The organism is Thioclava sp. F28-4 (assembly GCF_002020045.1).
In the GTDB taxonomy this organism is placed as follows: Bacteria; Pseudomonadota; Alphaproteobacteria; order Rhodobacterales; family Rhodobacteraceae; genus Thioclava; species Thioclava sediminum.
In genome coordinates this window covers 769,258-795,067 of sequence record NZ_MPZQ01000001.1, presented here as the reverse complement: position 1 = coordinate 795,067, position 25,810 = coordinate 769,258, and the positions used below count along the sequence as shown (strand labels likewise).

Here is a 25,810-nt window from a genome sequence, read left to right as displayed (position 1 = left end):
GCCTAATCTCTGGCAGAACGCGAAAGCAGGTTGCATGCAAAAAGACGCCTACACTCTCATACTCGACGCCATCGACGAAGGCGTTTACCGCCCCGGGGACCGTCTGGTCGAATCCGAATTGGCGGAGCGGTTCGGAGTGTCACGCACCCCGGTGCGCGAGGCGCTGCAGCGGCTCGAAACCCAGCAAATGCTGGCCCGCGACGGGCGGTCGCTGATCGTGGCCTCGCTCGATCACAACCAGCTGGCGGAGCTCTATATCGTGCGCGCCGAGCTGGAGGCTTTGGCCGCGCAGCTGGCGGCGAAACATGCGGCCCCCGAAGAGGTCCGCGTGCTGCAGAACATGATCGACGAGGATCGCGGGCAACTGGACGATCCCGAGGCGCTGAGCCGGGCCAATCGCCGGTTCCACCACCAAATTCACCTCGCCTCGCATAATCGTTACCTCGTCCAGCAGCTCGACCTCGTGCACCGCTCGATGGCGCTTCTCGCGACGACCTCGCTTGCGGTGAAGGGCAGGGGCGAGGCCGCGCTCGATGAGCATCAGGCGATTGTCGATGCGATCCGCGAGGGCAATGGCGATGCGGCGGCCTCGGCGCTGCGCGCCCATATCTCGCGTGCTTTCGAGACGCGCCTCACGCTCGACGCAGCGCATCACGGGACGGCGGGCCATTGGGCTGAGGCGCTCTGATCAGCCGATAAGCGGCGCACGCGCCAGACGCTGCGGTTCCGGGTCCGCCTTGGCCTGTGTGGCTGCGATCTCATCAAGAAGCCTGTGCTGCGCGCTGTCCGGCGCTGTGCTGCTATGGGCATCGAAAATGCCGTGGCTCGTCTTGTCCCAGTAGAAGGGTCGCGCGACCAACTCATACAGCGCCTTCCAGCTCGCTAGCGCGCCCAGCGGATAGTAGAAATGCAGCGTCGGCACCCATTTGATCAAATGGCGATGTTCCGCACCGCGGCAGGCCCAGGCCGAGGTCGTGATCGCGATCAGCTCCGACAGGAGGAAGGTGGCCATGACAAGCGCGAAGGCCGGGTCGGGCAGGGCACTCGCAATCGGATGCCAGACCCCGAACAGCGCTAGCCAGAAACTCCACAGCACCGGGGCCAGAACATATTGCGAGAGCGATCCGAGGATCAGGATCTGCACCCCGATGAAGCGTTTCGTTCCGAGATCGCGCCAGAGCTGCACGGGATCGCGCATATGGACCGCCCAGGTCATCGCATAGCCCTTGAGCCAGCGCGAGCGTTGTTTGACCCAAGGCAGGGCGCGGCAGTTCGCCTCCTCATAAGTGGCGGCCGGGATCAGTTCGGTGCGGTAGCCATGCCGCGCCAGACGCACGCCGAGATCGGCATCTTCGGTCACGTTATGCGCGTCCCAGCCGCCCAGTTTCTCCAGCGCGTCGCGACGGAAGAACAGGGTCGTGCCGCCCAAAGGCACGACGAAACCGAGCCGCGCGAGCCCCGGCAGGAACATCCGGAACCAAGTCGCATATTCCACGGTGAAGCAGCGTGCGAGCCAGTTGGTGCGCGGATTGTAATAGTCGAGGATGCCTTGCAGACAGGCGGTCTCGGGCGGAGCCTCGAGAAAGCGTTGGGCGGCGATCTGCAGCTGGTCCGGTTCGGGCGCGTCCTCTGCATCCCAGATCCCGATCACCGATCCGCGGCAGAAGTTCAGCGCGTAGTTGAGCGCGCGCGGCTTGGTCTTGATCGGCCCGTCCGGCACCGTGACCACCCGCATCCAGCGCGGCAGATCGGCGCCGGAAAGGGCTGCCAGAGTCATTGCGTCGGTCTGCTCGACGACGAGGATCACGTCGAGCAATTCGCGCGGATAGCGCAGCTTGCCGAGCCGTTCGACCAGTCGTGCGGCGATGTCCGTTTCGCGAAAAAGCGGGACCATCATCGAGATGATCGGGAGTCGGCCCCTTGGCGCGCTACGGTCGCACGGGTCAGGGGCGGGACGGCGGCGGGCGGTGAGTTCGCTCGCGAAAGCGGCCAGTTTGAGCGCTATGGAGCCTACGAGCGTGAGCATCACCCATGCGAAGAGGATGCCGATCAGGAGAGAAGGTGCGAGCCACAGGCCGAGACCCGTTACCACGAGAAACCCCGCCGCAATCCGGCTTGCACGCTGTTCGTTATGGTCACGGCAACTCTCGGTCGGGTCGACCTTGATCTCGGCGCGGCGGATCAGGGCGGTTTGGCGGCGGGCCAACAAGCTGTCATGGATGCAGGGTTCCGGGGCGAGCACCAACCGATAGGGCGCGTGGCGCGCGGGCAGGGCGTCGCGCAGCGCTTCGAAATCTTCGGGCCGAGCGGTCGCGATCAGGGTGATACCGCCCACGCGCCGCCATGGCACCATCGCATGTCTCAGGCACAGTTCCGCCCCGACAGCGTCGATCAGGCGTGGATCGGGGGGGGAGGCCTGAAGATCTACGACCGAAGCGTGCCATTGCTCGGCCAAGGCCGCTAGCAGATCGGCCTCACGCACCCAGCCATTCGCAAGGAGAATGTCGCCCAGCCGCACATCCTCGCGTTGCCTCAATGCTGCGGCCTTGAGCAGATCGCCCGGGTCGATCGCACCTCGGTCCAGCAGAATTTGCCCCAAGGGCGGTCGGTCGGCACGGCTGGGTTTGCGGTCGGGCTTGCCCAGCGGATCACGCTTGGATCGCACCAGCGCGCCAGACAAATTCGCCGGTGAAGCGCGCTGCGCGCGTTCCGCTGGTTCTGCTATCGCCGCCGGTATTTCGAGAAGCTGTCGCCGCGCGCCGCCCATGCCAATCCTCGCATCTGTCCCGCAGGGCAGAATGCGAACGCTTGGTTAACATGGTGTTAACGCCCGCCGGAGCCGGTTAGGCATCACGGCGAGCGATTGGTCGGAGTGCAGCTTACGCCTTGCGCGCGCGCATCGCGGTCGCGAAGCGCTCGAACAGGTAATAGCTGTCCTGCGGGCCCGGGCTCGCCTCGGGGTGATACTGCACCGAGAAGACCGGGCGATCGGATATGGCGATCCCGCAGTTCGAGCCGTCGAAGAGCGACACGTGGGTCTCGGAGACACCCTTGGGCAGGGTCTGGCTGTCGACCGCGAAGCCGTGGTTCATCGAGGTGATCTCGACCTTGCCGGTGGTCAGGTCTTTCACCGGGTGGTTCGCCCCGTGGTGGCCGTGGTTCATCTTGATCGTCTTCGCGCCGAGCGCGAGCGCCAGCATCTGGTGGCCGAGGCAGATGCCGAAGACCGGCAGCTCGGTTTCCAGAATGCCCTTGATCATCGGCACGGCATATTCCCCGGTGGCCGCCGGATCGCCCGGACCATTCGACAGGAAGACCCCATCGGGCTCGAGCGCGAGCACGTCTTCGGTGGTCGCAGTCGCGGGCAGCACCGTCACGTCGCAGCCAGCCGAAGCGAGGCAGCGCAGGATGTTGCGCTTCGCGCCGTAGTCGATGGCGACCACTTTCAGATCGTTGCCTTCGGCCTTCTTGTAGCCCTCGGGCCAGGCCCAACGCATCTCGTCCCAGCGGTAGCTTTGCGAGCAGGTCACGTCCTTCGCGAGGTCGAGCCCTTCGAGCCCGGACCATTCACGCGCCTTGCGCACCAGCGCCTCGATGTCGAAGACGCCATCGGGGTTGTAGGCGAGCGCGACATGCGGCGCACCCTGCTGGCGGATCGCGCGGGTGAGGCGGCGGGTGTCGATGCCGCCGATGCCGATCCGGCCGCGCTTTTCGAGCCACTCGACCAGCGTCTCGGCCGCGCGCCAGTTCGACGGCTCGGTCGGGTCCCATTTCACCACCATGCCAGCGGCGACGGGGTCGTTCGTCTCGTCATCTTCCGGGTTCACGCCGGTGTTGCCGATATGGGGGAAGGTGAAGGTCACGACCTGCCCCGCATAGGAGGGATCGGTCATGATTTCCTGATAGCCGGTCATCGAGGTGTTGAAGACCAGTTCGGCCACTGTCTCGCCCGGGCGGCCGAAACCCTTCCCGTAAAACAGCGATCCATCAGCAAGCGCGATCAACGCAGTGGGCTTTTCCGATGCGGACTGGCTTGCAGGCATGGCGCGACTCCCCGATGTCAAAATTCGCCGGAACCTAGACGCGCTGAACGCGGGGGTCAAGAGGCCATGAGATAATTGCGAATTGCTTATTTATCAATGACTTGCGGATGTTGTGCGTGTTTCGCAATGCCGCTATTCTGACGCCTTCACTGAAGTAGGGACACGATGTGATGCAAATGCGCGATAAGATCGCCGCCGCGTTGAAAGCGGCGATGAAGGAAAAGGATCAGGAGCGGCTCTCGACGCTGCGGCTGGTCAACGCCGCCATCAAGGACCGCGAGATCGCGATGCGCGCCGAAGGCGAGGGCGAGGGCACTGTCGGCGACGCCGAAGTGCTTGCGATCATGGGAAAGATGGTGAAGCAGCGTCAGGAAAGCGCACGCGCCTATGAAGAGGGCGGTCGGCTGGAGCTGGCCGAGAAGGAGCAGGCCGAGATCCGCGTGATCGAGGACTTCCTGCCGCGTCAGCTGAGCGAAGATGAGGTCAATGCCGCCATCGAAGCCGCCATCTCGAAACTCGGCGCGGAGTCGATTCGCGACATGGGGCGCGTGATGGGCGAGCTGAAGGGCCAATATACCGGACAGATGGATTTCTCGAAGGCTGGCCCGATGGTGAAAGATCGCCTCGCCTCCTGATCTGACTTGGGTTTCTCGAGACTGGGAACAGCGCCCCCTTGTGGGGCGTTTTCTTTTGCAGATGTTTCAAGGAGGCCTGCGATGAAGGCGCAATCGAAAGCACAGCAGAAAGCCGCGGGTGCCGCCTTGGCCGCGAAGCGCGGCGAGGCGAAGGTCGGCGATCTTCAGGGTGCGTCGAAGGAGATGTATGACACCATGTCCGAGAGCGAGCTCGACGAGATGGCGAGTACCAAGCGCGAAGACCTGCCTGACAGCAAGGACGACTGAACGCCGCGGCCAGCCAAGGCAGCGTTCGATAGTGCGAAACGGATGATGTGTTTGGAGGGTTTGATGGGGCGTCTTCCGGGGGTGGCGGTGATTGGGACGGCTGTCGGGCTGGCGGGATGTGTCCCGCAGCCGGGCTTGCAGGATCTGAAGCGAAGCTATCCCGACCGCACCCTCTATCATTTCAATTCCGCTGCCTTGGGAGGCGAGGTGAGCTATCTCTGCGCGCCGGGCAACACGCCGAGGGCCACCAAGGCCCGCGCGCTCAAGGCCCATGCCGCCTATGAGGCCGAAATACAGAGCTATGGCGACAGGTTCGCCGAGACGCTGGTCTCCGCTCTGGAAGCCGGAACTGGGGCGAGTTCCGCCGCGCAAGAGGTCAACCGAGACACCGATGCCTGGGCGCGTGAAGCCGCGTTGAGGATCGAAGGTCAGTATGTGTGCCTGCCCGTGGCCGCGCCGGGGGTCGGTATCTCGAAGTGAATTTCACGGTGGTCAGGGCGCGACAGGCGCACGTGCGGCAGCAAGGCGGATCACCAGTTCGCGGTGCAGCTGGCGGCGCTCTTCCGGGGTGAGGAATGCGCCGATCTCCACCTCGCGCGGGCCGCCGCGCAGCGTCAGATAGGCTTCGACCGGCCCGCCCTTCCCATGCAGATCGGCCTGCACCCAATGCGGATTGGCTGCCCAGTCGCGCGAGGGTTTGCCCGGTTCGTGGCGGATCAGATGCAGGTCCGGCCCGTTGAAGGTCAGAACCTCGAGCACCTCCCCTGTGCGATAGCTATGCGAGATTGCCCACCACACGCCTGCGATTGCGAGCGCGATGAAGGGCAGCAGCCCCCACAGCTCCACATGGCCCAGCAGCGACAGCAGCGGCAGGCTGACCATGACCACCGTGGCCCCGATGAAGAAGACAAAGCCTTTGCGCGGCAGGGAGCGGTAGGGCCACAGGTGCAGCTGATCGGGCAGGGGCGCAGCCTCGGAGCGGGGCGCCTCCATGGTTTGGCCTTCGGTATCTGTCCAGCGATAGGGCATGATCCGCCCGGTCCTTCCTGCAACGCCTCGCCCTTTTGCAAACGGCCCCGGATCGCTCCGGGGCCGTTCTCGTTATCAGGAGATCTAGATCACTAGTGCGCGTGGGCGTGATCCCAATCCTCGCGCTTCGGGAGCTCCTCGAAAGTGTGCTCCGGCGGCGGGGAGGGAAGAGTCCACTCCAGCGTGTCGGCATACTCGTTCCAGTAGTTGTTCTCGGTGACGCGCTTACCCTTGAAGAGGGTGTAGAACACGATGCCGATGAAGAACACGAAGCTGGCGAACGAGATGAACGCACCGATCGAGCTGATGTAGTTCCAGGTGGCGAAGGCCTCCGGATAGTCGATGTAACGGCGCGGCATGCCCTGACGGCCCAGGAAGTGCTGCGGGAAGAAGATCATGTTCGACCCGATGAACATCATCCAGAAGTGCAGCTTACCGGCCCATTCGGGATACTGACGGCCCGACATCTTGCCGATCCAGAAGTAGACGCCCGCGAAGATGGCGAAGACCGCCCCAAGCGACATCACATAGTGGAAGTGTGCCACGACGTAATAGGTGTCGTGATAGACCCGGTCGAGCGGGGCCTGCGACAGCACCACGCCGGTCACGCCGCCGATGGTGAACAGGAACAGGAAACCGATCGCCCAGAGCATCGGCGTCTTGAACTCGATCGAGCCGCCCCACATCGTCGCGATCCAGCTGAACACCTTCACGCCCGTTGGCACCGCGATCACCATCGTCGCCACCATGAAGTAGCTCTGCTGGGTCAGCGACAGGCCCACCGTGTACATGTGGTGCGCCCAGACGACGAAGCCCAGCACGCCGATCGCCACCATCGCATAGACCATCGGCAGGTAGCCGAAGACCGGCTTCTTGGAGAAGGTCGCGATGACGTGGCTGATGATGCCGAAGCCCGGCAGGATGATGATGTAGACCTCGGGGTGACCGAAGAACCACAGGATGTGCTGGTAGAGGATCGGATCGCCGCCACCCGACGGATCGAAGAAGGTGGTGCCGAAGTTACGGTCCATCAGCAGCATCGTGATCGCACCCGCCAGAACCGGCAGCGACAGCAGGATCAGCCAGGAGGTCACGAAGATCGACCAGGCAAACAGCGGCACCTTGTGCAGCGTCATGCCCGGCGTCCGCATGTTGAGGAAGGTCGTGATCATGTTGATCGCGCCGAGGATCGAGCTGGCGCCCGAGACGTGCACGGCGAAGATCGCGAGATCCATCGAATAGCCGCCCTCGTTCACGGACAACGGCGGGTAGAGCACCCAGCCCACGCCCGAGCCTGCGCCGCCACCACCACCGGGGGCGAGCAGCGAAGCGATCCCGAGCGAGGTGCCCGCGACATAGAGCCAGTAGCTGAGGTTGTTCATCCGCGGGAAGGCCATGTCCGGCGCGCCTATCTGGAGCGGCATGAAGTAGTTGCCGAAGCCCCCGAACAGCGCCGGAATGACGACGAAGAACATCATCAGAACGCCGTGATAGGTGATCATCACGTTCCAGAGGTGCCCGTCGGGGGTGCATTCCTCGGCCGAAGCGATGAAGCGCGCGCCCTCGGCGCACATGTATTGCACGCCCGGCTCCATCAGCTCGAGGCGCATGTAAACTGTGAACAGGACCGAGATCAGCCCCACCGCGCCTGCGGTGAAGAGATACAAGATCCCGATATCCTTGTGATTGGTCGACATGAACCAACGGGTAAAGAACCCGCGCGTGTCATGTGCGCCCTCGCCGTGAACGGCTGCGTCCGCCATAGTGATCTCCCATTTCTCCCGTCAGACCCGGGTCTCCCGTCCCTTTGGGCCTGAATGAACGGAGGTTATGAATATTTCGATGGCAGGGCAAGAATTCTGCACACGCATCCGTGAAAAAATGTCGCAGCGCTGTCAGGCGTGAGTGATGTGTGATCTCACGCCCTTTGCGGGCTGTGCGAGCGTCGGGGTGGCGCCGTGCGGGCGTTGCGAATCCGCGACGCTGGCACAAAAAAAGCGGACCCTCGAAAGGGTCCGCCAGCGAACGCGTGATGCGTTTATGTCGTAATCAGGACGCGGGCGCGTCGGGCGACACTTCTGCCGAACCGAGGTAAGCGGCGATGTCTGCCTGGTCCTTGCGCTGTTTGTAGGCCATCCCCGATTTCGCCTTGGGATCGCCGGTCTGCTCCTCGAGGAACTTCGACGGATCGGTGATGTATTCGGCGAGCAGCTCTTCGGTCCAGACGGCGCCGGTATCGGCGTATTCCTTGATCCCGTCCTTGTATTTATAGCCATCCACGGATGCGACCTTGCGACCGATCACGTTGTAGAGGTTCGGGCCGACCTTGCCGCCTTTGTAGATCGCAGTGCCATCGGGGGCGACGATCGAGTGACAGGCCTTGCACCGCTTGAATTCGTTTTTGCCTTTCTCGACGTCCTGCGCAAGCGCGGGGCTCGCAACGGTGACGGCGGTGATCATGGCAATAAGGCTGAGTTTCATCGCGTCTTCCTTGTTCATTTTGAGACGAAGCTCGGGCCCTCCCGACCCGGCTTTCACAGGGCAGTCACGCTGCCTTGAAGGGCGTTCTAACATGCATGATTACCTATGTGTCCACTAAACTTCTAAGGTCGCATTTAGTTTACTCACAAAAATGCGACAGAATGTCGCACGTAGCGCCAGGTCGAGATCCGCCATTTCGACCGGCAGGCCGAGATCGACGAGGCTGGTCACCCCGTGATCGCGAATCCCGCATGGCACGATTCCCTCGAAATGCGACAGGTCCGGCTCCACGTTGATCGAGATGCCGTGGAAGCTGACCCATTTGCGCAGCTTCACCCCGATCGCGGCGATCTTGTCCTCGCGCAGGCTGCCATCCGCCGCCTTCGGCTTGTCGGGACGCTGAACCCAGACGCCGACGCGACCGTCGCGAATCTCGCCCTTCACGTTGAATTCGTCGAGCGCAGCGATCACCCAATCCTCGAGCTGGCGCACGAAGCAGCGCACGTCGCGTCCGCGCTTGTTCAGGTCGAGCATGACATAGGCGACGCGCTGGCCGGGACCGTGATAGGTGTATTGGCCGCCGCGCCCCGCCTCGAAGACGGGAAAACGGTCGGGATCGACGAGATCTTCGCGCTTGGCCGAGGTTCCCGCCGTGTAGAGCGGCGGGTGCTCGAGAAGCCAGATCATCTCCTCGGCCTCGCCCGAGGCGATCTTGGCCACGCGGTCCTCCATGAAGGCCAGCGCCTCATGATAGGGGACCGGGCTGTCACTTACGCGCCATTCGACCATTTCTTAACCTCACCCGCCGGAATTCCTCACCCGGCGTCAATATTCCTTGCCACATCACCGATTCGGAGCGCAAACTTGACCTATTGGTAAGGTCGCGCACCCCCCGCGCCGGTCACATTCCGACCGGTCCTGTCGTGCAGAAACATCGAATTTGCGGGGCAACAGGCAAGACCGGAAGTTATTTGATTGGAGGGTTCAGGGATGAAACACAAGTTCGTTCTGGCGGGTCTTGCGCTCGCTGTCGCTACGGGCGGACCGGCAGGGTCGGCGCTCGCGGGCGGCTCGGATATCGTAGGCGGGGTGATCGGAGGGATCATCGGCGGCGCGATCGTGAACGAGGCCAACCGCCAGCCGCGCACGGTCACGAAGCGAACCTATTACAAGAAGCCGACCATGTCGTCGGCGCAGCGCGAGGCCAATCGCGAAGTGCAGGTCTCGCTCAACCACTTCGGATGGAATGTCGGCACGCCGGATGGGGTGCTGGGGCGCAACTCGCGCGCGGGCATCTCGCAATATCAGGCCTTCATGGATTTCCCGATCACGGGCAAGCTGACCGATCTGGAGCGAACGATCCTGACCACGTCGTATCAGAAGGCGAGCCTGGGCGGCGCTGCGGTCACGCAGACGATCTCGACCCATCCGCAGGGGATGCGCGGGCTTCTCTTGCAGACGCGCGAGCAGATGCTGGGCACGGGGAAATCGACCTACGCTGGCAATTCGATCGGGGGCTTGCCGCCTCAGATTTCCGAGGCCGTGTTCGAGATCGCGCGCAGCTCCAACGTGGAGCCGCAGCAGCTGATGGCGCGGTCTGGTTTCGTGCAGCTGGCCGATCTGAACAACGACGGGCGCACCGATTATCTGCTCGATACGTCGGTTCTGGGGCCGGGCTTCTGGTGCAACGACAAGAGCTGCGCGGTGCGGGTCTTCGCCTCGACGCCGAGCGGCTTCTCGCGCAACGACTTCCAAGCCTATAACGCGACGCCTGCGATGTTCACCTGTCAGGCGGGTACGTGCCAGAAGACCGGCGCGAGCGCCCAGAGCAACGCGCCGGTAACGGCTGCCGCGCCCGCGCCTGCGCCTGCTCCAGCCGCGCCGTCCTTCGCGACGCAGATGGCCTCGCAGCCGGCGCCCGCGATGCCGTCCTTTGTTGCACCCGCGCCGGTTACGGAACCCGTGCCGGTGTCGCTTGCGTCTTTCTGCGCGAAGACCAGTCTCGTCACCTCGTCCAATGGCGGCTTCGCGACCGAGGCTTCGCTCACCGATCCGGGGCAGGCCTTGGGCGAGCAGTTCTGCCTCGCGCGCGGATATGCGCTGGACGAAGGCGCGGAGCTGGAGGCCAATATCGGCGGCTTCACGCCCGAGCAGATTGCCGCGCAGTGCCGCGATTTCGGCGCGCTTCTCTCCGAGCAGGTGGCTGCCGTCGGCACCACCCCGCGCGAGGCGACGCTTGCCAAGGTGAAGAGCTTCATCGACGGCTCGGGGATGAGCCCGGCGCAGCTCTCGGGCACCGCGAAGGTCTGCCTGTCGGTCGGCTACCGCACCGACGACATGGATGTGGCGCTGGGCTCGGCGCTGGTTCTGGGTGGTCTGGGCGAGGGCGCCTATGACGAATTGGTCGGCCATCACCTGATGCAGGGAATCGGTACGGCTGAGCGCGCCGATCTCGCGATGGGCTGGTATGAGAACGCGCTTTCGGCGCAGCCGGTCTTCGCGCCCGCGCAGCCTGAGCGCAGCGGTCTGATCCGCAAGGCGGCTCTGATGATGAACGGTCGCGCCGACGCCGCCACCGCGCCGAAGCCTGCGATGGCGCTGCCGAGCTTTGCGGCGAAGGCAGCGGAGCTCGTGGAAACCGCAGCGCCGCAATAAACTGCACCCTGCACAGGCCGGGACCGCCCGGCCTGTCGCAACGGCAAGAGCGCGAATGCGAAAAATTCTCGCCAATCCCGAAATACCCCCTTTTCATCCCCCAAGCCTTTGGCTAATACGCGCCACACCAAGCCTAGACAGTGCGGTCGTGGCGGAATTGGTAGACGCGCAGCGTTGAGGTCGCTGTGGGGTAACTCCCGTGGAAGTTCGAGTCTTCTCGACCGCACCATTTCTCTCCCTGAGAGAAATCTGACAGACCCGAGGCGGGTATTCCCTAGATCGAAATATTACGTCGCGCCGTAGATGCGCGCGCATTTTTTCACATCTCCAGCTTTGGCGGTTTCCATTTGTTTTCAAGGTCCTGATGGCCTCGGGCGGGCGCCGTGCGCTCGGTTCAAGGCTCGGTAGGGCCTCTTGCTGATCCTATCCCTCGACAGCGGCTTACCCTGAGCGAGGATCGCATGACCTGCCACATCACCGGAATCGTCACATCCCCAGACGGGACGATTAGCGCCAATTGCACCGTCAGCTTCGAGCGGCTGGGCGGAATCGTCTCGACCGTCGAGCAAGGCGGCGTCACGGTGCGCGTGCCGCGGATCGTCTCTGCCCAGACCGACGCGGAAGGCGCGCTCGCGATCGATCTGCCTGCGGGCGACTATCACGGCACCTGTTTCGGTGACGCGTGGGAATTGCATTGGGAGTTTCTGGCTTGGGTGCCCAATGCGCCAAGTGAGAGTTTCGCCAATTGTATCGCGACTGCCCCAGAGCAAGCGCCCGCAGATACGCCGCCCTCGGAGGCGAGCGCGGTCTATGTCGCGCTGGCGCAGGCTTGGGCGGAGGGCGCGGCCCCGGGGGGGCCGGGCACGCAAAGCGCGCAGGCCTGGGCGGAGGAGGCGCAGGCCGGGGCACAAGCGGCGGGCACAGAGGCGACGGTGGCGGCGGGGGCCAGCGCGTCCGCTGCGGAGAGCCGGGCGGCGGCGGAACTGGCGCGTGATGCCGCGATGCTGAGTGGAGGAATTTATGCGAGCGTTGCCGACGGGCTCGGGGCCACCGCGGAAGGCACGCATTTCAGTGTGGCGGGCGAGGGCGCGCGTTTCGCGACGCTCTACCGTCACGCGGCTGGAGGCATCGCCGAGGAGGTCGCGAGCTACCCGTCTTCTGAAGCGCTGGCGGCGCGGAAGTTTACCGGTTTGCGCTCGGTCTTCAGCGGCAACGACTTTCGCGACGGTGCTGCAGGATGGGCCATCTCGGGGGCGGATACTGTAAGCTGGGCCCCCGAAGGCGCAGAGGTCGCGCGCAGCCTGTCGGGGCAAAGCTTCGGCGCGATGCTGATCTATAAGGACGTCCCCGGCGCGGGCGTTGATCTGGTCGCGGGGCATCGCTACGCGCTTTACGCCGATTTCGACGTGGAGGGCGATGTCACCGCAAGCGGTATCGACACGCTCGGCTGGCGTCCCTTCGTGCTGCAATCGACGCCGGGATCGGCGATGGACGCGCTGCGCGTGCAGGTGGGCGAGAGCGGTGCGCCGATCCGCCACCGCGTTGCGCGGTGCTTCATCGCCGAGGCGAGCGCGACGCGCGGCAATCCCTATATCGAATTCGCGAGCCCGCGCGACGGGAGCGATCAGAACCTCCTGACCCTGTCGCTCAAACTCACGCTGCGCTGCTTCATGCTGGTCGATCTGGGCGTGGCCGGCGAGCCCGCATTCGACCTCAGCGAAACGGAGGTGGCCGAGGCGCTGGCGCGGCTTGGTGCCCCCTATCATCCGCTGCCCGAGATCGCGCAGGCGGTCAGCTTCGACGCGGTGCGTGCGGTCCAGACGGGCTACGCCCAGCAGGCCGGGCAGGCGGCTCGTGCCGATCTTGCGGACATGGCAGAGGCGCTACGCTCCCCTTGGGTGGGCAAGCGGGTCATCACTTTGGGCCATTCGCTGGTCTCGCAGGTCATGTGGCAACCGCATCTGCGCGAGATGCTGTCGCTCGAGGGGCACTCGGTGCGCGGGATTTCGGGCGGTACTTTGCAGCCCAAGCCGGGCGAGGGTGTGGCAGGTATGTTCTCGCGCGACTACATGGCGGGGCTCGCGAACGACCTGATCAATTTCAGCGATGCGACCGCAGGAAACGCGACGACGCTGGGTCTGAGCGCGGAAATCCGCGACCGGAGTGCGGCGACGATCTTCTGGCTCGGCGCGAATGACGGTGTGATGGATCTGGCCAATGCCGGGTATCAGACCCTCGCGCTCGATGGGGCGCAGATCGCGGGGCTGGCGGCGAAGGCGGCGGCGCTCTCCGTCGGGCATTTCGCAGGCCCCGCAGAGGGGCTCGCAGCGACGCAAGCCGGGGCCTATTTCAGGGCCCCCGGTACGCAGCCCGGCTTCGATATCCTCTACGAGCATCGCAATACCGGCAGCGCCGAGGCGCGCGCGGTCTATCACGTTGCGCAGCCCGGCATCGCCTATAGCTGCGACCGGATCATGACCGAAACAGAGCAGGACGAGTTCGAGGCGCGCAACGCCGCGGATGGTGCGGCGGCCTTCCTGTCGGCGCCGCTGAGCACTGGGTATATCGTGACCTATGAAGGTCTCTGGCACACGATGATCGCCAATTATCTTGCGGCGAGCGGCTTCGACGGGGTGCCCGATCATCGGTTGTTCATCGTGCGCGAGCCGCAGGCCTTCTGGACTTTCGACGGGACGCTCGACTGGCCGCAAGGGCATTTCGAGCGCAACGCGGTGCATGCGCGTGTCGCCGATCGTTGGGGCATTCCGCAGATCGATCTGTGGGGCGAGAGCGGCATCAACCTAGCGACGCGCGGCTGGTATCTCGCGGTCGAGGCGGGGGGCGATCTGCTGATCCATCTCAACGACCGTGGCGGACGCCTCTGCGCGAACCGGGTCGCGACGCGGATGGCGCAGTTTCCGCCGCTCGATCCGGCGGGGGCATCGAATGGCGCGGCGCTGGCGCTGCCCCTGGACGCGTCCGGGCTCGCGCCGTGGCAACCCGACAATACGGTCAAGCCGGGCTGAACTCCGGCCGATTTATCTCAAATCGCAAGAACTCTCTCGCGCGCGTTAACCCTGCCTTGGGAGACGCGCGCGATGATCGCTCCGGGTGAAACCGTGTGTGGGGCTGATCGGGCGGTCGGGCGATGGCGAGTTACGTCTTTCATGGCTATTTCCGATCGGATTTCCTGATCGAGGGCGGCGGCTCGACCGTCGTCACCGGCAGCCGTCTCATGATCGACCCGAGCTGGGACGTCGATACGAGCGGACGTATCTTCACCTTCACCGACGACGGCTCGACTCTCTCCGGCGACACACTTCTCGACGAGATCGGCAACGACCTCACGCAATCCGTCTCGGTGACCGATGCATATGGCGCGCCGATTGCGTCCGGTCAGGTCTATATCGAGAATGAGTTCACGCTGCTCGCTCCGGACGGCACGACGATCACAATCTATATCCTCGAGATCGGCGGAACGATCGTCGGCGAGGTCGCCGACCAACCGCTGCAGCCCGGCGTCACCTATGAGGTCACATCCGTCAGCGACGTCTCTACCGGTCCGGCCTATACCGAGCTCTTCAACGCAACCTACGACCCCGACGACGCCAACGCGATCCAGGGCGGCAGTCTGGATGACACGCTTCAAGGGGGCGCGTCGAACGACCTGATCGATGGGGGCGCTGGCGCCGACACGATCGACGGTGGCGCGGGCGACGACACGATTAACTACGGCGCCGGCGGCAGCACGCTGGCCGAGGGCGATCTGGTCTATGGTGGCGATGGCAATGATCTGATCGATGACGTCCCGGGCATCTCCTACGACTATGATGACACGCTTGATGGCGGGGCCGGGAGCGATACGATCTGGGCCGGGGGCGGTGCGGATTCCGTCCTTGGCGGGGCCGATGACGACGTGCTCCATGGCGAGGCCGGGGATGACACGATCCTTGGTGGCTCGGGGAACGACTATCTCTATGGCGAGGACGGCAACGACTCGATTCTGGGCGAGGCGGGCTCGGATACCATCCTCGGCGGGACGGGGGGCGACACGATCTCGGGCGGGGACGGGGCCGATCACCTCGCGGGCGAGGCCGGGAGCGACCTCCTCTACGGCGATGCCGATGCCGACACGTTCTACCTGAGCGACGGCTGGGGTAGCGATACGCTTTTCGGCGGCGAGACTGTTACCACGGGCAACGAATTCGACCTGCTCAACTTCACCTATTACACGGCGAGCGGCGTGGCGGTCACCTTCTCCGGATCGGAGAGCGGCACGGCCAGTGCCGGTGGCAACACGGCGAGTTTCAGCGAGATCGAAGGGGTCGTCGGGTCGCAGCAGGGCGACGTGATCGACGCTACCAATGACGCCAGCGGCGTCTCGATAGACGGTGGCGGCGGCGCCGACACGATCAACGGCGGATCGGGCGCGGACACGCTTTCGGGGGGTGACGGCAACGACACGATCTGGGCGCTGGGCGGCGACGACCTGATCTCGGGCGGGACGGGCGACGATACACTACAGGGCGTGGGTGGCAGCGATACGCTCACCGGCGGCGCAGGGGCTGACGAGCTGCATGGCGGCGACGATGCCGACACTTTCCTGCTTTATGCCGGTGACGAGGCCGAGACGATCTTAGGCGGCGAAGGCGGCACCGATTGGGACGTGATCGAGCTTGGTCCGGGTGAGGCCGTCGTCCTCTGGACGGGTTGGGAAACCGGTGCCATCAGTTATGACGGCGGCATTACCGTCACCTATTTCTGGGAGGTCGAGGAGGTTCGGGGCTCCGCCGACGCAGAGGCATTCGATGCCTCCGCCGCGGGGAATGCCGTCTCGATCGCAGCAGGCGACGGGGCTGATACGCTGACTGGCTCGGCGCTGGGCGATACGCTCGATGCGGGCGCTGGCGATGACGTCATAGATGCCGGTGCAGGGGCCGATACGATCACCACCGGGTTTGGGGCCGATACGCTCAGCTTCAGCGATGGCGACGGGCAGGACATCGTCACCGATTTCGATCTGACGGATGACGGGACGGGCTTCATGCTCGATCAACTCGATGTCTCTGACCTGACCGATGGCACCGGCAATCCGGTCAATGCCTGGGATGTCGCGGTCAGCGACGATGGCGCGGGCAATGCGGTTCTCAGCTTTCCCAATGGTGAGAGCCTGACGCTGACCGGTATCGCGCCCGCGCAGGTGGCGGGGGCGCCGCAGCTCTACGCGATGGGCATCCCCTGTTTCACCGAAGGCACGCGGCTTGCGACGCCGCGCGGGTCGCGCCGGGTCGAAACCCTGAAACCGGGCGATCTGGTCACGACGCTGGATGATGCGCCGCAGCCGGTGCTGTGGCATGCGCGTCGCCGGTTTGGCGCGGCGGCGCTGGCCGCCGATCCGCGGCTTTGCCCGGTGCGACTGCGGCCCGGCGCCTTCGGCAATCGCGCGGCGCTGGTTCTCTCCGGGCAACATTGCATCTGGGTGCCGGAGGGGCAGGGCGCGCTCGCGCGCGCGCGCCACTTAGCGGCAACGGGATGGGGCGGGGCGCGGGTGATGCGGGGCTGCCGGGAGGTGACCTATCACCACCTGCTGCTGCCGCGTCACGCGTTGGTCAATGCCGAGGGCGCCTGGGTCGAAAGTTTCTGGCCCGGACCGCAGGCGCTGCGCGCGCTGACCCCCTCAGATCTGACCGATCTGCTGCGCGCCCACCCCGCCTTGGCGCAGGTCCATTTCCTCGGCGCGGCGCCGGAAGCGGTCTACGGTCCACGAGTTCGTCCACCTCTTACGTGGCGGAAGCTAGATCGTTCCAAATGCAAGTCGTGGTCGCTCCTTGCGCGACAAGCGACGCAAAACGGCAATTTTTCAGGCGAAACCGTGCTGTGATGCGTCGGTGACGTGGGTTTTTGATTTCCGGGTTGAAAAACGCAAATGCCCTTGCTTTAGTCACATGCACGGGAATTGACCAACGACAAAAAACAACGGGGAGCCCGCTTTGAACAACGCAGCTAGCGACGATGGATTCGTCGTATTCGACCGCGTGCAGAAGAGCTATGACGGCGAAACGCTCGTCGTGAAGGATCTCAATCTCTCGATCGGCAAGGGCGAGTTTCTGACGATGCTCGGACCGTCCGGTTCAGGGAAAACCACCTGCCTGATGATGCTTGCAGGTTTCGAAACCGCCACCAACGGCGAGATCCGCCTCGACGGCCAGAACATCAACATGGTGCCTCCGCACAAGCGCGGCATCGGGATGGTGTTCCAGAACTATGCACTCTTTCCACATATGACCGTGGGCGAGAACCTCGCCTTCCCGCTCGAAGTGCGGGGCATGGGCAAGGATGAACGCGAAACCAAGGTCAAGCGCGCACTGGATATGGTGCAGATGGGGAGTTTCATCCATCGCCGTCCGGCGCAGCTTTCGGGCGGTCAGCAACAGCGGATCGCACTGGCCCGCGCGCTGGTCTTCGACCCCGAGCTGGTCCTGATGGACGAACCGCTCGGCGCGCTCGACAAACAGCTTCGCGAACATATGCAGTTCGAGATCAAGCACCTGCATGAAAGCCTCGGGATCACCGTGGTCTATGTGACCCACGATCAGGGCGAGGCGCTGACCATGTCTGACCGCGTGGCGGTGTTCAACGACGGGCGCATCCAGCAACTCGCACCGCCGGACGAACTGTACGAACGTCCGCAGAACAGCTTCGTCGCGCAGTTCATCGGCGAGAACAACAAGCTTCCGGGCCGGGTCGAGACGCTGAATGGCGACACCTGCACGGTGCGTCTGGAAACCGGCGAGATCATCGACGCGACGGCGGTGAACATCCGCGAGGCGGGGCAGGAGACGCTGGTCTCCATCCGTCCCGAGCGGGTCGAATTCAAGCCCGAGATGATGCCTTCGGGCGCTCATACGATCAACGCCGACGTGCTCGAAGTGATCTATATGGGGGACATCCTGCGCACCCGTATGAAGGTTGCCGGGTCGCCGGAATTCGTCATGAAATCGCGCAATACGCTCGATCAGGTGCGGCTGACGGAAGGCCAGACGGTCAAGATCGGCTGGCACCCGCAAGACGCGCGCGCGCTCGATCTCTAAAGAATGCGGAACGTGCGGCCCAAGCTCCGCACGCTCCGAACTGCCGCAAAAAGCGGCCAAGCGGCGAAAACGTCGCGAAACCACAAAAGCTCAACCAACTGGGAGTAAGACCAAGATGAAAAAAGCAATGATCCTGAGCACCGCGCTCGTCGGCCTCGTGGCTGGTGCGGCGCAGGCCGAGGAAGTCACTGTCCTTTCCTGGGGCGGCGCTTACGAAAAAAGCCAGGTCGAAGCCTATAACAAGCCCTTCGCGGAAGCGACCGGCATCGACGTGAACATGGAAGCCGCCGATAACCCGGCGACCCCGATCAAGGCACAGGTCGAAGCGAACAACGTGTCGGTCGACGTGGCCGATGTTGAAAAGTCCGACGCGATCCGCCTGTGCGACGAAGGTCTGCTCGAGCCGATCGACCCCGACACCGATCTGGCCGCGTCGCCCGACGGCACCCCGGCGAGCGAAGACTTCATCGATGGCTCCTTCACCGATTGCGGTGTGGCGAACATCGTGTGGTCGACCGTGATGTCCTACAACTCGGACAAAGTTGACGGTGAGCCGACCTCGATCGCCGACTTCTTCGACACCGCGAAGTACCCCGGCAAGCGCGGTCTGCGCAAGTCGGCCAAAGGCACGCTGGAATTCGCGCTGATGGGCGCAGGCGTTCCGGCTGCGGACGTCTATAAGGAACTCGGCACCCCCGAGGGCGTCGACAAGGCTTTCGCCGAACTCGACAAGATCAAGGGCGACGTCGTCTGGTGGGATGCCGGTGCGCAGCCGCCGCAGCTTCTCGCCGACGGCGAAGTCGTGATGTCGACCGCCTATAACGGTCGTATCTTCAACGCTGAAGTCGCCGAGGGTCAGCCCTTCAAGATCGTCTGGGACGGCCAGCTGATGGACTTCGACTTCTTCGTGATCCCGAAGGGCGCGCCCCATATGGAAGCCGCGAAGAAATATCTGAAGTTCGCGACCGAGACCCAGCAGCTCGCCAATCAGGCGAAGTGGATCTCCTACGGTCCGGCACGTAAGTCGTCGGCTCCGATGGTCGGTATGTATCAGGACGGCAAAACCGAGATGGGCCCGCATATGCCCACCGCGGAAAACAACATGACCAACGCCCTGGTCAACGACTCGGAGTTCTGGGCTGACCACGACACCGAACTGAGCGAGCGCTTCAACGCTTGGCTCGCTGGCTAAAGCCACAAGGGCCGCGCGGCATTTCCATGTCGCGCGGCTCGACCTGTTCGATGTCAGGAGCCCCGCGGATGTCAGCTTTCCGGTCGTCACTGGCCTGTTTGTGCATCGGTCTTTGCCTGTCGTTACCCGCTGCCTTGCACGCTCAGGCGCAAGACGATGCGGTCGTCGGCTACGAGACCGGCGATACGAAGATGAACACGGCGATCGGCCAAGCCCGCGCGACCTATGAAAGCGTCTTCATTCCTGCGGTGCGTGCCCGGTCCGGCTCGCAATTCATGCTCAAGGCGGGGATCGAGACGCCCGCCAATGGCCTCGAACATATCTGGATCGCGCCGATTTCGATCTCCGCGCAGAAAATCACCGGCACGTTGATGAACGAGCCCGTGCATTTCAAAGCGCATGCGGGAGACGAGATTACCTTCGCGCCGAACCAGATTTCCGACTGGAGCTTTAGCCGCGATGGCAAGCTTCACGGCAACTATACGACGCGGGTGATGCTGCCCGATATTCCCGCCGAGCAAGCCGCGAATTTGCGCGCGCAGCTCGCCCCGCTGCCCTGAGGGGCCAAGGAGACACGATGAGCGACGCAACGATGGATGCGAGCCTGAACGGCCCCGAACCAACACAGTTGAAGACCGCCGACGGGCTGCCGCTGAAGGCCGCCCTAGCGAAATCTCAACTCCGCGCAAAACGCCGCGCCTTCCTTCTGGTCGCGCCGCTGTTCCTCTTCGTTCTGATTACCTTCGTCGTTCCGATCGGGCAGATGCTGCTGCAGTCGGTCTATAATGACGGGTTCTCGAAGAACGCGCCGGCGCTGGGGCAATGGTTCAACGAACACCCTCTGGGGTCGCCGATCGACGAGAGCGCCTATACCGCGCTCGCCTCGGACCTCAAGCAGATGAAGGAAAACCGCACGCAGGGCGAGGCGGGGACCCGGATCAATTATGACGTGGCGGGCACGCGCTCGCTGTTCACCTCCACCGCGCGCAAGATCGAACGTCTCGAGCCGCCGTGGAAAGAGTCGATCCTCGGCGTGAACGAGGGGTGGAGCGACCCGAACCTGTGGCGTGCGATGCGCTCCGCGTCGAGCCCCTACACGGTGGATTTCTACCTCGCCGCAACCGACCACACCCGCGACAAGGACAACAATATCGTGCCCGTCGATCCGCAACGCGCGATCTACGGCAAGCTGTTCATCCGCACCGCGATCCTGTCGCTGGTGATCACCGTGCTCTGCATGTTCCTCGCCTTCCCGATCGCGCATCTGCTGGCCTCGCTGCCACTGGCGAAGTCGAACCTTCTGATGATCTTCGTGCTGCTGCCCTTCTGGACCTCGCTGCTGGTGCGGACGACCTCATGGATGGTGCTGTTGCAGCAGCAGGGCGTGATCAACGACCTGCTCGTCTGGTCGGGTCTGATCGGCAACGATAACCGGCTGGAGATGATGTATAACCAGACCGGCACGATCGTCGCGATGACACATATCCTGCTGCCTTTCATGGTGCTGCCGCTCTATTCGGTGATGCGGACCATCCCGCCGAGCTATGTCCGCGCGGCCCGCAGCCTTGGCGCCACCTCGTGGACCGCCTTCCGCCGCATCTACCTGCCGCAGACGCTGCCGGGGATCGGGGCAGGGGCGCTCTTGGTGTTCATTCTCTCGGTCGGCTACTACATCACCCCCGCCCTTGTCGGTGGTGCAGACGGTCAGCTGATCTCGAACATGATCGCCTTCCACATGCAGAAATCGCTCAACTGGTCGCTTGCGGCTGCACTCGCCTCGATGCTGCTGGGCGGCGTCATCATCCTCTACTGGCTCTATGACCGGCTGGTGGGCATCGACAACATGAAGCTGGGCTGAGGAGAAACACAGATGGCCGTTCCCGCATATGCAAGCCCGCTCGAGAGAACCTGGCACTACGCCTATCTCGTGATCTGTGGCCTGATCTTCTTCTTCCTGATCGCGCCGATCGTGGTGATCATTCCGCTGTCCTTCAACGCGGAGCCTTACTTCACCTTCACCGAGAAGATGCTCGCCTTCGACCCCTCCGGCTATTCGATGCGCTGGTATGATCTGCTGCTGACCTTCGGGATGCAGGAGCCGCAGGTGGAGCGTGGCTGGTCGTGGTGGATGGATGCCTGGCAGCATTCGACCTGGATCGACGTGGCGAAGAACTCGGTGATCATCGGTTTCTTCTCGACGATCCTCGCGACGGTGCTGGGCACGCTGGCAGCCCTCGGCCTGTCGCGCCCCGAGATGCCGTTCCGCCGCGCCATCATGGCGGTGCTGATCTCGCCGATGATCGTGCCGATCATCATCACCGCGACGGGGCTGTTCTTCTTCTACTCGAAGACCGGGCTCGCGCATTCCTATCCGGGCATCATCATGGCCCACGCGACCTTGGGCATTCCCTTCGTGATCATCACCGTGACCGCGACGCTGGTGGGCTTCGATCACTCGCTGACCCGCGCGGCGCAGAACCTCGGGGCGGATCCGCGCACGACCTTCTTCAAGATCGTGATGCCGCTGATCCTGCCGGGCGTGGTCTCGGGCGCGCTGTTTGCCTTCGTCACCTCCTTCGACGAAGTCGTCGTGGTGCTCTTCGTGGCAGGCTACGACCAGCAGACGATCCCGCGTCAGATGTGGAACGGTATCCGCGAGCAGATCAGCCCCGCGATCCTTGCGGTGGCGACGATCCTCGTCTTCGTGTCGATCGCGCTGCTGACCACGGTCGAACTGCTGCGCCGCCGCTCCGAGCGCCTGCGCGGGATGTCACCGGGCTAAAGCGTCCAGCGTCAGCGGGCAGCGCTCGCCCTCGTAAAACGTCTCAAGGAGCCGGGTGAACACCGGCTCCTTTTTCTTTGAGGCGGCTTCGAACAGCGTCGCGCAGGAGCGCAGCTTCAGCGCATCGACCGGCCCCATGATCTCCTCGATGGGCGTGCGCGCATGGGCGAGCACCGCCTCGGAGGCCTCCACCAACCGCGCCCGCAACACCGGATCGGCGAGATAGGCCCGCGCCTCGGCCAGATTCGCGATCCCGTATTCCACCGCCCGAGGCGAACGCCCGAGCGAGGCCAGTTGCGGAAAGATCCACCAGATCCAATGGCTGGTCTTGCGACCTTGGCGGAGTTCCGCGAGGGCGGTGGGATAGTCGCGGTCTTGGGGGGCGTGGAAGCGTTGGTTCATGGGATGAGCCTAACACGCTCTGGCCATCGCGAGGAGGGCCGCGTCCGACCCGAGGGTGGGCGCAATCGCGCCTGCCCTGGGGGCGGGTCGGGCGCGGCCCGGCCTAGGGCCGGGCGGGTGTTGAGTTGGAATGTTCTCGCAGTATGGTAGAAAGACGAAAGATAATCTGGTGATGTGTTGTCGATAAACCTGCGGAACGTAAAAAAGCGTCGACGAGTTACTCCGAGCAAGCCTCCTGATAGAATCAAGAGGACTTTTCTTGGGTTAAAGTTTCTGTATGGTTTTTTTGGATTTGTCTTGGGGTTAATGACTCAAGTACTCGGTATTCCGGAAAAAATCGCAAATTTTAAGGAGAACTGGCCGAAAGCCAAGTCATACTATTACGAAGTCTTTTATCAAACTCCGCGTTGGTCTGGTATATTCGATTCATTCCCCGAAGGCGTAGTTGATATGGCGGACTACGGTCTGACCGAAGAGAACAAAGCTGCCGTTGACTTGGTAGTGGAGGGAAATTGGGTGAATGGTACCATTTGGTGGGATCAATCGTGCAATCTAGGCTTGCCCTGGTCAGGAATCCTTATTCAAGGGTACATCAACTTTGGAGGAAAATCCGCTGAAATGGAGATATTCGATTTTGTGGGCGGCCACAAAGTCACGTTCATGACCGGAACCTTCCGTGTGGATGATCAGATCCTCGAAATGTCAGATTTTCCCGTAGAAACCGATCTTAACGGAAGCAGATTGTTCCATAATCCTGATCCGGCCACCATTGAGGACTGGCCGAGCAATTACTGTAGTGATTTCATGTTTAAGGGGCAGGTGTCCGATAGCCTGAAGCAGGATTACCCCTGAAGCACCTCTATTTGCACGCCCTCGCTTGCGCTCGGGCGTTCGGCACTGAAAACGCTCCACTGGAGCGTTTTCGCCCCGGATCAAGATCCGGGGCCGTGCCTCACCCCCAAATCTCCGTAAACTCCCGCCACTCCCCTTTGCTCATGCCGGAGGTCTCCTGCGTGATCTCCTCGCCCGCCAGACGGCGCTTGAGCAGTTCCACCGCCTTGCCCGACAGGTTCACCCCGCCCAGACGGTAATCCTCGAAGGCCGAATAGGCCGCGGGGACCCAGTCCTTGACGATGTCGCACATGGTCTCGGCATAGACGCGGATCTCGTATTGCGCGTGGCTGTCGGCGCGCAGGCGCAGGAAGTGGAAGAGGTTGTGCAGGTCCACCTTCCAATACCATTGCGTGTAGATATTGGTGGGCAGGTTCATCCGCGCCAGTTCCCGCGCGAGGCCTTGTTTGCCCGCATCCTCGTCGGGCGTCAGCATGTCCTCGTAATGGTCATAGGCGCGCATCGCGTCGTCGCGCAGGATGTCGAGCACGCGAGCGGCCTCGGCGCCTTCGAGCACCTGACCGCGGCCCTGATGGTTCTGGCTCGATTGCGCGGCGAGCTGGCTGGCCTCGGGGATGTAGAATTCGCGGTCGAGGATCGAGTAGCGCGCGGAGTATTCGTTGACGTTCGCGGTGCGGTGGCGGATCCACTGGCGCGCCACGAAGACCGGAAGTTTGACGTGGAATTTGACCTCGCACATCTCGAACGGGGTCGAGTGCCAGTGCCGCATCAGGTAGCGGATCAGGCCCGCGTCGCTGTTCACCGTCTTGGTGCCCCGGCCATAGGAGACGCGCGCCGCCTGCACGATCGCATTGTCGTCGCCCATATAGTCGATGACCCGGACCACCCCGTGATCGAGCACTTCATGGGCGGTATAGAGGCGCTTCTCCATCCCCGGCGAGACCGCCCGTGCGGTCATTTGCGTCTCGGCGCGCTGTGCGTCGATCTCGGCTTGTTGTTCGGGGGTGAGCGCCATGATGTCCTCCGGATGTCTCGAATCGACCTCCACTATATATGCGATGGGCGGCTCTAGGAACCGCCATATCCTGTGGATAAGCCGGGGTGCTTGCCGCGGCTGCCTCAAGGGCTATCCTCCGGATAACCGCAATCAGTTCCAAGGAAGCCTGTTCATGAAAATCGAATATCTGCACACGATGGTCCGCGTGCTCGACCTCGAGAAATCGAAAGCCTTCTACGAGCTTCTGGGCCTGAAGGAACGCCGCCGCATCGAAAACGACAAGGGCCGTTTCACGCTGGTCTTCATGTGCCCGCCCGAGCAGGACGACGGCACGGCGGATGTGGAGCTGACCTGGAACTGGGACGGCGACAGCGGGCTGCCCTCGGACAGCCGTCATTTCGGCCACCTCGCTTACCGCGTCGAGAACATCTACGAGATGTGCCAGCACCTGATGGACAATGGCGTGACGATCAACCGCCCGCCGCGCGACGGTCACATGGCCTTCGTGCGATCGCCCGACAATATCTCGATCGAACTGCTGCAGATGGGCGAGCCGCTGCCGATCCAGGAGCCGTGGTCGAGCATGGAGAACACCGGCAGCTGGTGATCACTTACGGAAGTGATCCTTAAGCTTGTCGAAGGGGCTGCGGGTTTCCGTGGCCTCTTTCTTTTGCGGTGCGGGCTGCGGGGCGTCTTGCGGGGCAGGGGTGTCGGCTTTCGCGGGCGCTTTGGTTCCGGTCGACGAGCGCGGCGGCGCGACCCGCAGGCTCACCGCGTTGAGGAATTTCGACCCGTCGCCCGCCGCCAGCGCAGGCGCCCCGTCCGAGATCCCGCGCAGCAGGTCGTCGAGCATCTCCTGCTCCGCCTTCGGGAAATCGTTGAGCACATAGCCCGCCACGCGGTCCTTGTGGCCCGGATGGCCGATCCCGAGCCGCACCCGCGCGTAGTCGGGGCTCATATGCTGATGGATAGAACGCAGCCCGTTATGCCCCGCATGACCGCCACCCTGCTTGAGGCGGCACTTGCCGGGGGCTAGGTCCAGCTCGTCATGGAAGACGGTGATGTCGGAGACATCGACCTTGTAGAAATCGGCGGCCGCGCGCACCGATTGGCCGGACAGGTTCATGAAGGTCTCGGGTTTCAGCAGCACAACGCGGGTCGAGCCAAAGCGGCCCTCACTCACCTGACCCTGAAACTTGCCGCGCCACGGGGCGAAGCCGTGATCCTCGGCGATCCGGTCGAGCGCCATGAAGCCGATATTGTGACGGTTGTTCGCGTATTTCGCGCCCGGATTTCCCAGGCCCACCCAAAGCTGCATGCGTCTCCCCTTTCGAACGCCGGTGTCGAGGCTCTGCTCACCGAGGGATATGTGAGCGGGCGCGCA

General features: G+C 63.4%; 23 protein-coding genes and 1 tRNA gene. 15 read left to right on the top strand and 9 right to left on the bottom strand.

What is annotated here, in order from left to right:
• Positions 1–34 precede the first annotated feature (34 nt).
• Positions 35–688 (top strand): GntR family transcriptional regulator, encoded by a 654-nt coding sequence (locus BMI87_RS03630; RefSeq protein WP_078519773.1) that lies wholly within the window; start codon positions 35–37, stop codon positions 686–688.
• On the opposite strand, the gene BMI87_RS03625 is transcribed toward BMI87_RS03630, so the two are convergent.
• Entirely contained in the window at positions 689–2,665 is a 1,977-nt protein-coding gene (locus BMI87_RS03625) for a glycosyltransferase family 2 protein (RefSeq protein WP_246832638.1), read from the bottom strand. It abuts the gene before it with no gap.
• A 214-nt stretch (positions 2,666–2,879) separates the two neighbouring features.
• A complete protein-coding gene (gene carA / locus BMI87_RS03620) occupies positions 2,880–4,043 on the bottom strand; it encodes a glutamine-hydrolyzing carbamoyl-phosphate synthase small subunit (RefSeq protein WP_078519771.1) in 1,164 nt (387 codons plus the stop codon).
• 170 nt (positions 4,044–4,213) lie between these two features.
• Between carA and BMI87_RS03615 the strand changes: the two genes are divergently transcribed.
• From BMI87_RS03615 to BMI87_RS03605, 3 genes are all read left to right on the top strand, one after another.
• Positions 4,214–4,678, top strand: coding sequence for a GatB/YqeY domain-containing protein (locus BMI87_RS03615; protein ID WP_078519770.1), 465 nt, complete (start codon positions 4,214–4,216; stop codon positions 4,676–4,678).
• 81 nt (positions 4,679–4,759) lie between these two features.
• Positions 4,760–4,945: a DUF3008 family protein gene (locus BMI87_RS03610; protein ID WP_078519769.1), complete on the top strand. Its 186-nt coding sequence runs from the start codon at positions 4,760–4,762 to the stop codon at positions 4,943–4,945.
• 63 nt (positions 4,946–5,008) lie between these two features.
• Complete coding sequence (locus BMI87_RS03605) at positions 5,009–5,425, top strand: hypothetical protein (RefSeq protein ID WP_078519768.1); 417 nt, start codon at positions 5,009–5,011, stop codon at positions 5,423–5,425.
• Between the two features lie 12 nt (positions 5,426–5,437).
• Here the strand turns inward: BMI87_RS03605 and BMI87_RS03600 are convergent, their stop codons facing one another.
• The 4 genes from BMI87_RS03600 to lipB form a co-directional block, all read right to left on the bottom strand.
• The gene (locus BMI87_RS03600) at positions 5,438–5,974 is read right to left on the bottom strand and encodes a DUF2244 domain-containing protein (RefSeq protein WP_078519767.1); all 537 of its coding nucleotides are present in this window, start codon (positions 5,972–5,974) and stop codon (positions 5,438–5,440) included.
• Positions 5,975–6,066: 92 nt separating this feature from the next.
• Positions 6,067–7,737 carry a cytochrome c oxidase subunit I gene (gene ctaD, locus BMI87_RS03595; RefSeq protein WP_078519766.1) on the bottom strand — a complete coding sequence of 557 codons (1,671 nt, stop codon included), beginning with the start codon at positions 7,735–7,737 and terminating at the stop codon, positions 6,067–6,069.
• Positions 7,738–8,023: 286 nt separating this feature from the next.
• Positions 8,024–8,455 carry a cytochrome c family protein gene (locus BMI87_RS03590; protein ID WP_078520032.1) on the bottom strand — a complete coding sequence of 144 codons (432 nt, stop codon included), beginning with the start codon at positions 8,453–8,455 and terminating at the stop codon, positions 8,024–8,026.
• A gap of 114 nt (positions 8,456–8,569) precedes the next feature.
• Positions 8,570–9,244, bottom strand: coding sequence for a lipoyl(octanoyl) transferase LipB (gene lipB / locus BMI87_RS03585; RefSeq protein ID WP_078519765.1), 675 nt, complete (start codon positions 9,242–9,244; stop codon positions 8,570–8,572).
• 201 nt (positions 9,245–9,445) lie between these two features.
• Here lipB and BMI87_RS03580 point away from each other — a divergent pair, with 201 nt between their 5' ends.
• The 9 genes from BMI87_RS03580 to BMI87_RS03540 all read left to right on the top strand — a co-directional run bounded on the left by BMI87_RS03580 (position 9,446) and on the right by BMI87_RS03540 (position 22,175).
• On the top strand, positions 9,446–11,110 hold the full coding sequence (locus BMI87_RS03580; RefSeq protein ID WP_078519764.1) for a peptidoglycan-binding domain-containing protein: 1,665 nt from the start codon (positions 9,446–9,448) through the stop codon (positions 11,108–11,110).
• A 142-nt stretch (positions 11,111–11,252) separates the two neighbouring features.
• A tRNA-Leu gene (locus BMI87_RS03575) sits at positions 11,253–11,339 on the top strand.
• 232 nt (positions 11,340–11,571) lie between these two features.
• On the top strand, positions 11,572–14,136 hold the full coding sequence (locus BMI87_RS03570) for a hypothetical protein (RefSeq protein ID WP_168175150.1): 2,565 nt from the start codon (positions 11,572–11,574) through the stop codon (positions 14,134–14,136).
• Between the two features lie 122 nt (positions 14,137–14,258).
• Positions 14,259–16,991, top strand: a complete 2,733-nt coding sequence (locus BMI87_RS03565) for a Hint domain-containing protein (protein ID WP_078519762.1) — start codon at positions 14,259–14,261, stop codon at positions 16,989–16,991.
• A gap of 109 nt (positions 16,992–17,100) precedes the next feature.
• Positions 17,101–18,201, top strand: a complete 1,101-nt coding sequence (locus BMI87_RS03560) for an ABC transporter ATP-binding protein (protein WP_078519761.1) — start codon at positions 17,101–17,103, stop codon at positions 18,199–18,201.
• 115 nt (positions 18,202–18,316) lie between these two features.
• Positions 18,317–19,393 carry an ABC transporter substrate-binding protein gene (locus BMI87_RS03555; protein WP_078519760.1) on the top strand — a complete coding sequence of 359 codons (1,077 nt, stop codon included), beginning with the start codon at positions 18,317–18,319 and terminating at the stop codon, positions 19,391–19,393.
• 68 nt (positions 19,394–19,461) lie between these two features.
• Complete coding sequence (locus BMI87_RS03550) at positions 19,462–19,953, top strand: YegJ family protein (RefSeq protein WP_168175149.1); 492 nt, start codon at positions 19,462–19,464, stop codon at positions 19,951–19,953.
• Positions 19,954–19,970: 17 nt separating this feature from the next.
• On the top strand, positions 19,971–21,251 hold the full coding sequence (locus tag BMI87_RS03545) for an ABC transporter permease (RefSeq protein ID WP_078519758.1): 1,281 nt from the start codon (positions 19,971–19,973) through the stop codon (positions 21,249–21,251).
• 12 nt (positions 21,252–21,263) lie between these two features.
• Positions 21,264–22,175 (top strand): ABC transporter permease, encoded by a 912-nt coding sequence (locus tag BMI87_RS03540; protein WP_078519757.1) that lies wholly within the window; start codon positions 21,264–21,266, stop codon positions 22,173–22,175.
• On the opposite strand, the gene BMI87_RS03535 is transcribed toward BMI87_RS03540, so the two are convergent.
• The gene (locus tag BMI87_RS03535) at positions 22,164–22,577 is read right to left on the bottom strand and encodes a DUF1810 domain-containing protein (RefSeq protein WP_078519756.1); all 414 of its coding nucleotides are present in this window, start codon (positions 22,575–22,577) and stop codon (positions 22,164–22,166) included. The genes BMI87_RS03540 and BMI87_RS03535 overlap by 12 nt on opposite strands.
• A 306-nt stretch (positions 22,578–22,883) precedes the next feature.
• Between BMI87_RS03535 and BMI87_RS21955 the strand changes: the two genes are divergently transcribed.
• Positions 22,884–23,429, top strand: a complete 546-nt coding sequence (locus tag BMI87_RS21955) for a hypothetical protein (RefSeq protein WP_146681491.1) — start codon at positions 22,884–22,886, stop codon at positions 23,427–23,429.
• A 100-nt stretch (positions 23,430–23,529) separates the two neighbouring features.
• Here the strand turns inward: BMI87_RS21955 and thyX are convergent, their stop codons facing one another.
• Positions 23,530–24,444 (bottom strand): FAD-dependent thymidylate synthase, encoded by a 915-nt coding sequence (gene thyX, locus BMI87_RS03525; RefSeq protein WP_078519754.1) that lies wholly within the window; start codon positions 24,442–24,444, stop codon positions 23,530–23,532.
• Positions 24,445–24,598: 154 nt separating this feature from the next.
• Between thyX and BMI87_RS03520 the strand changes: the two genes are divergently transcribed.
• Complete coding sequence (locus tag BMI87_RS03520; RefSeq protein WP_078519753.1) at positions 24,599–25,033, top strand: VOC family protein; 435 nt, start codon at positions 24,599–24,601, stop codon at positions 25,031–25,033.
• Here BMI87_RS03520 and pth read toward each other — a convergent pair whose 3' ends face one another.
• Positions 25,034–25,744 carry an aminoacyl-tRNA hydrolase gene (gene pth, locus BMI87_RS03515; protein ID WP_078519752.1) on the bottom strand — a complete coding sequence of 237 codons (711 nt, stop codon included), beginning with the start codon at positions 25,742–25,744 and terminating at the stop codon, positions 25,034–25,036.
• Positions 25,745–25,810: the final 66 nt, after the last annotated feature.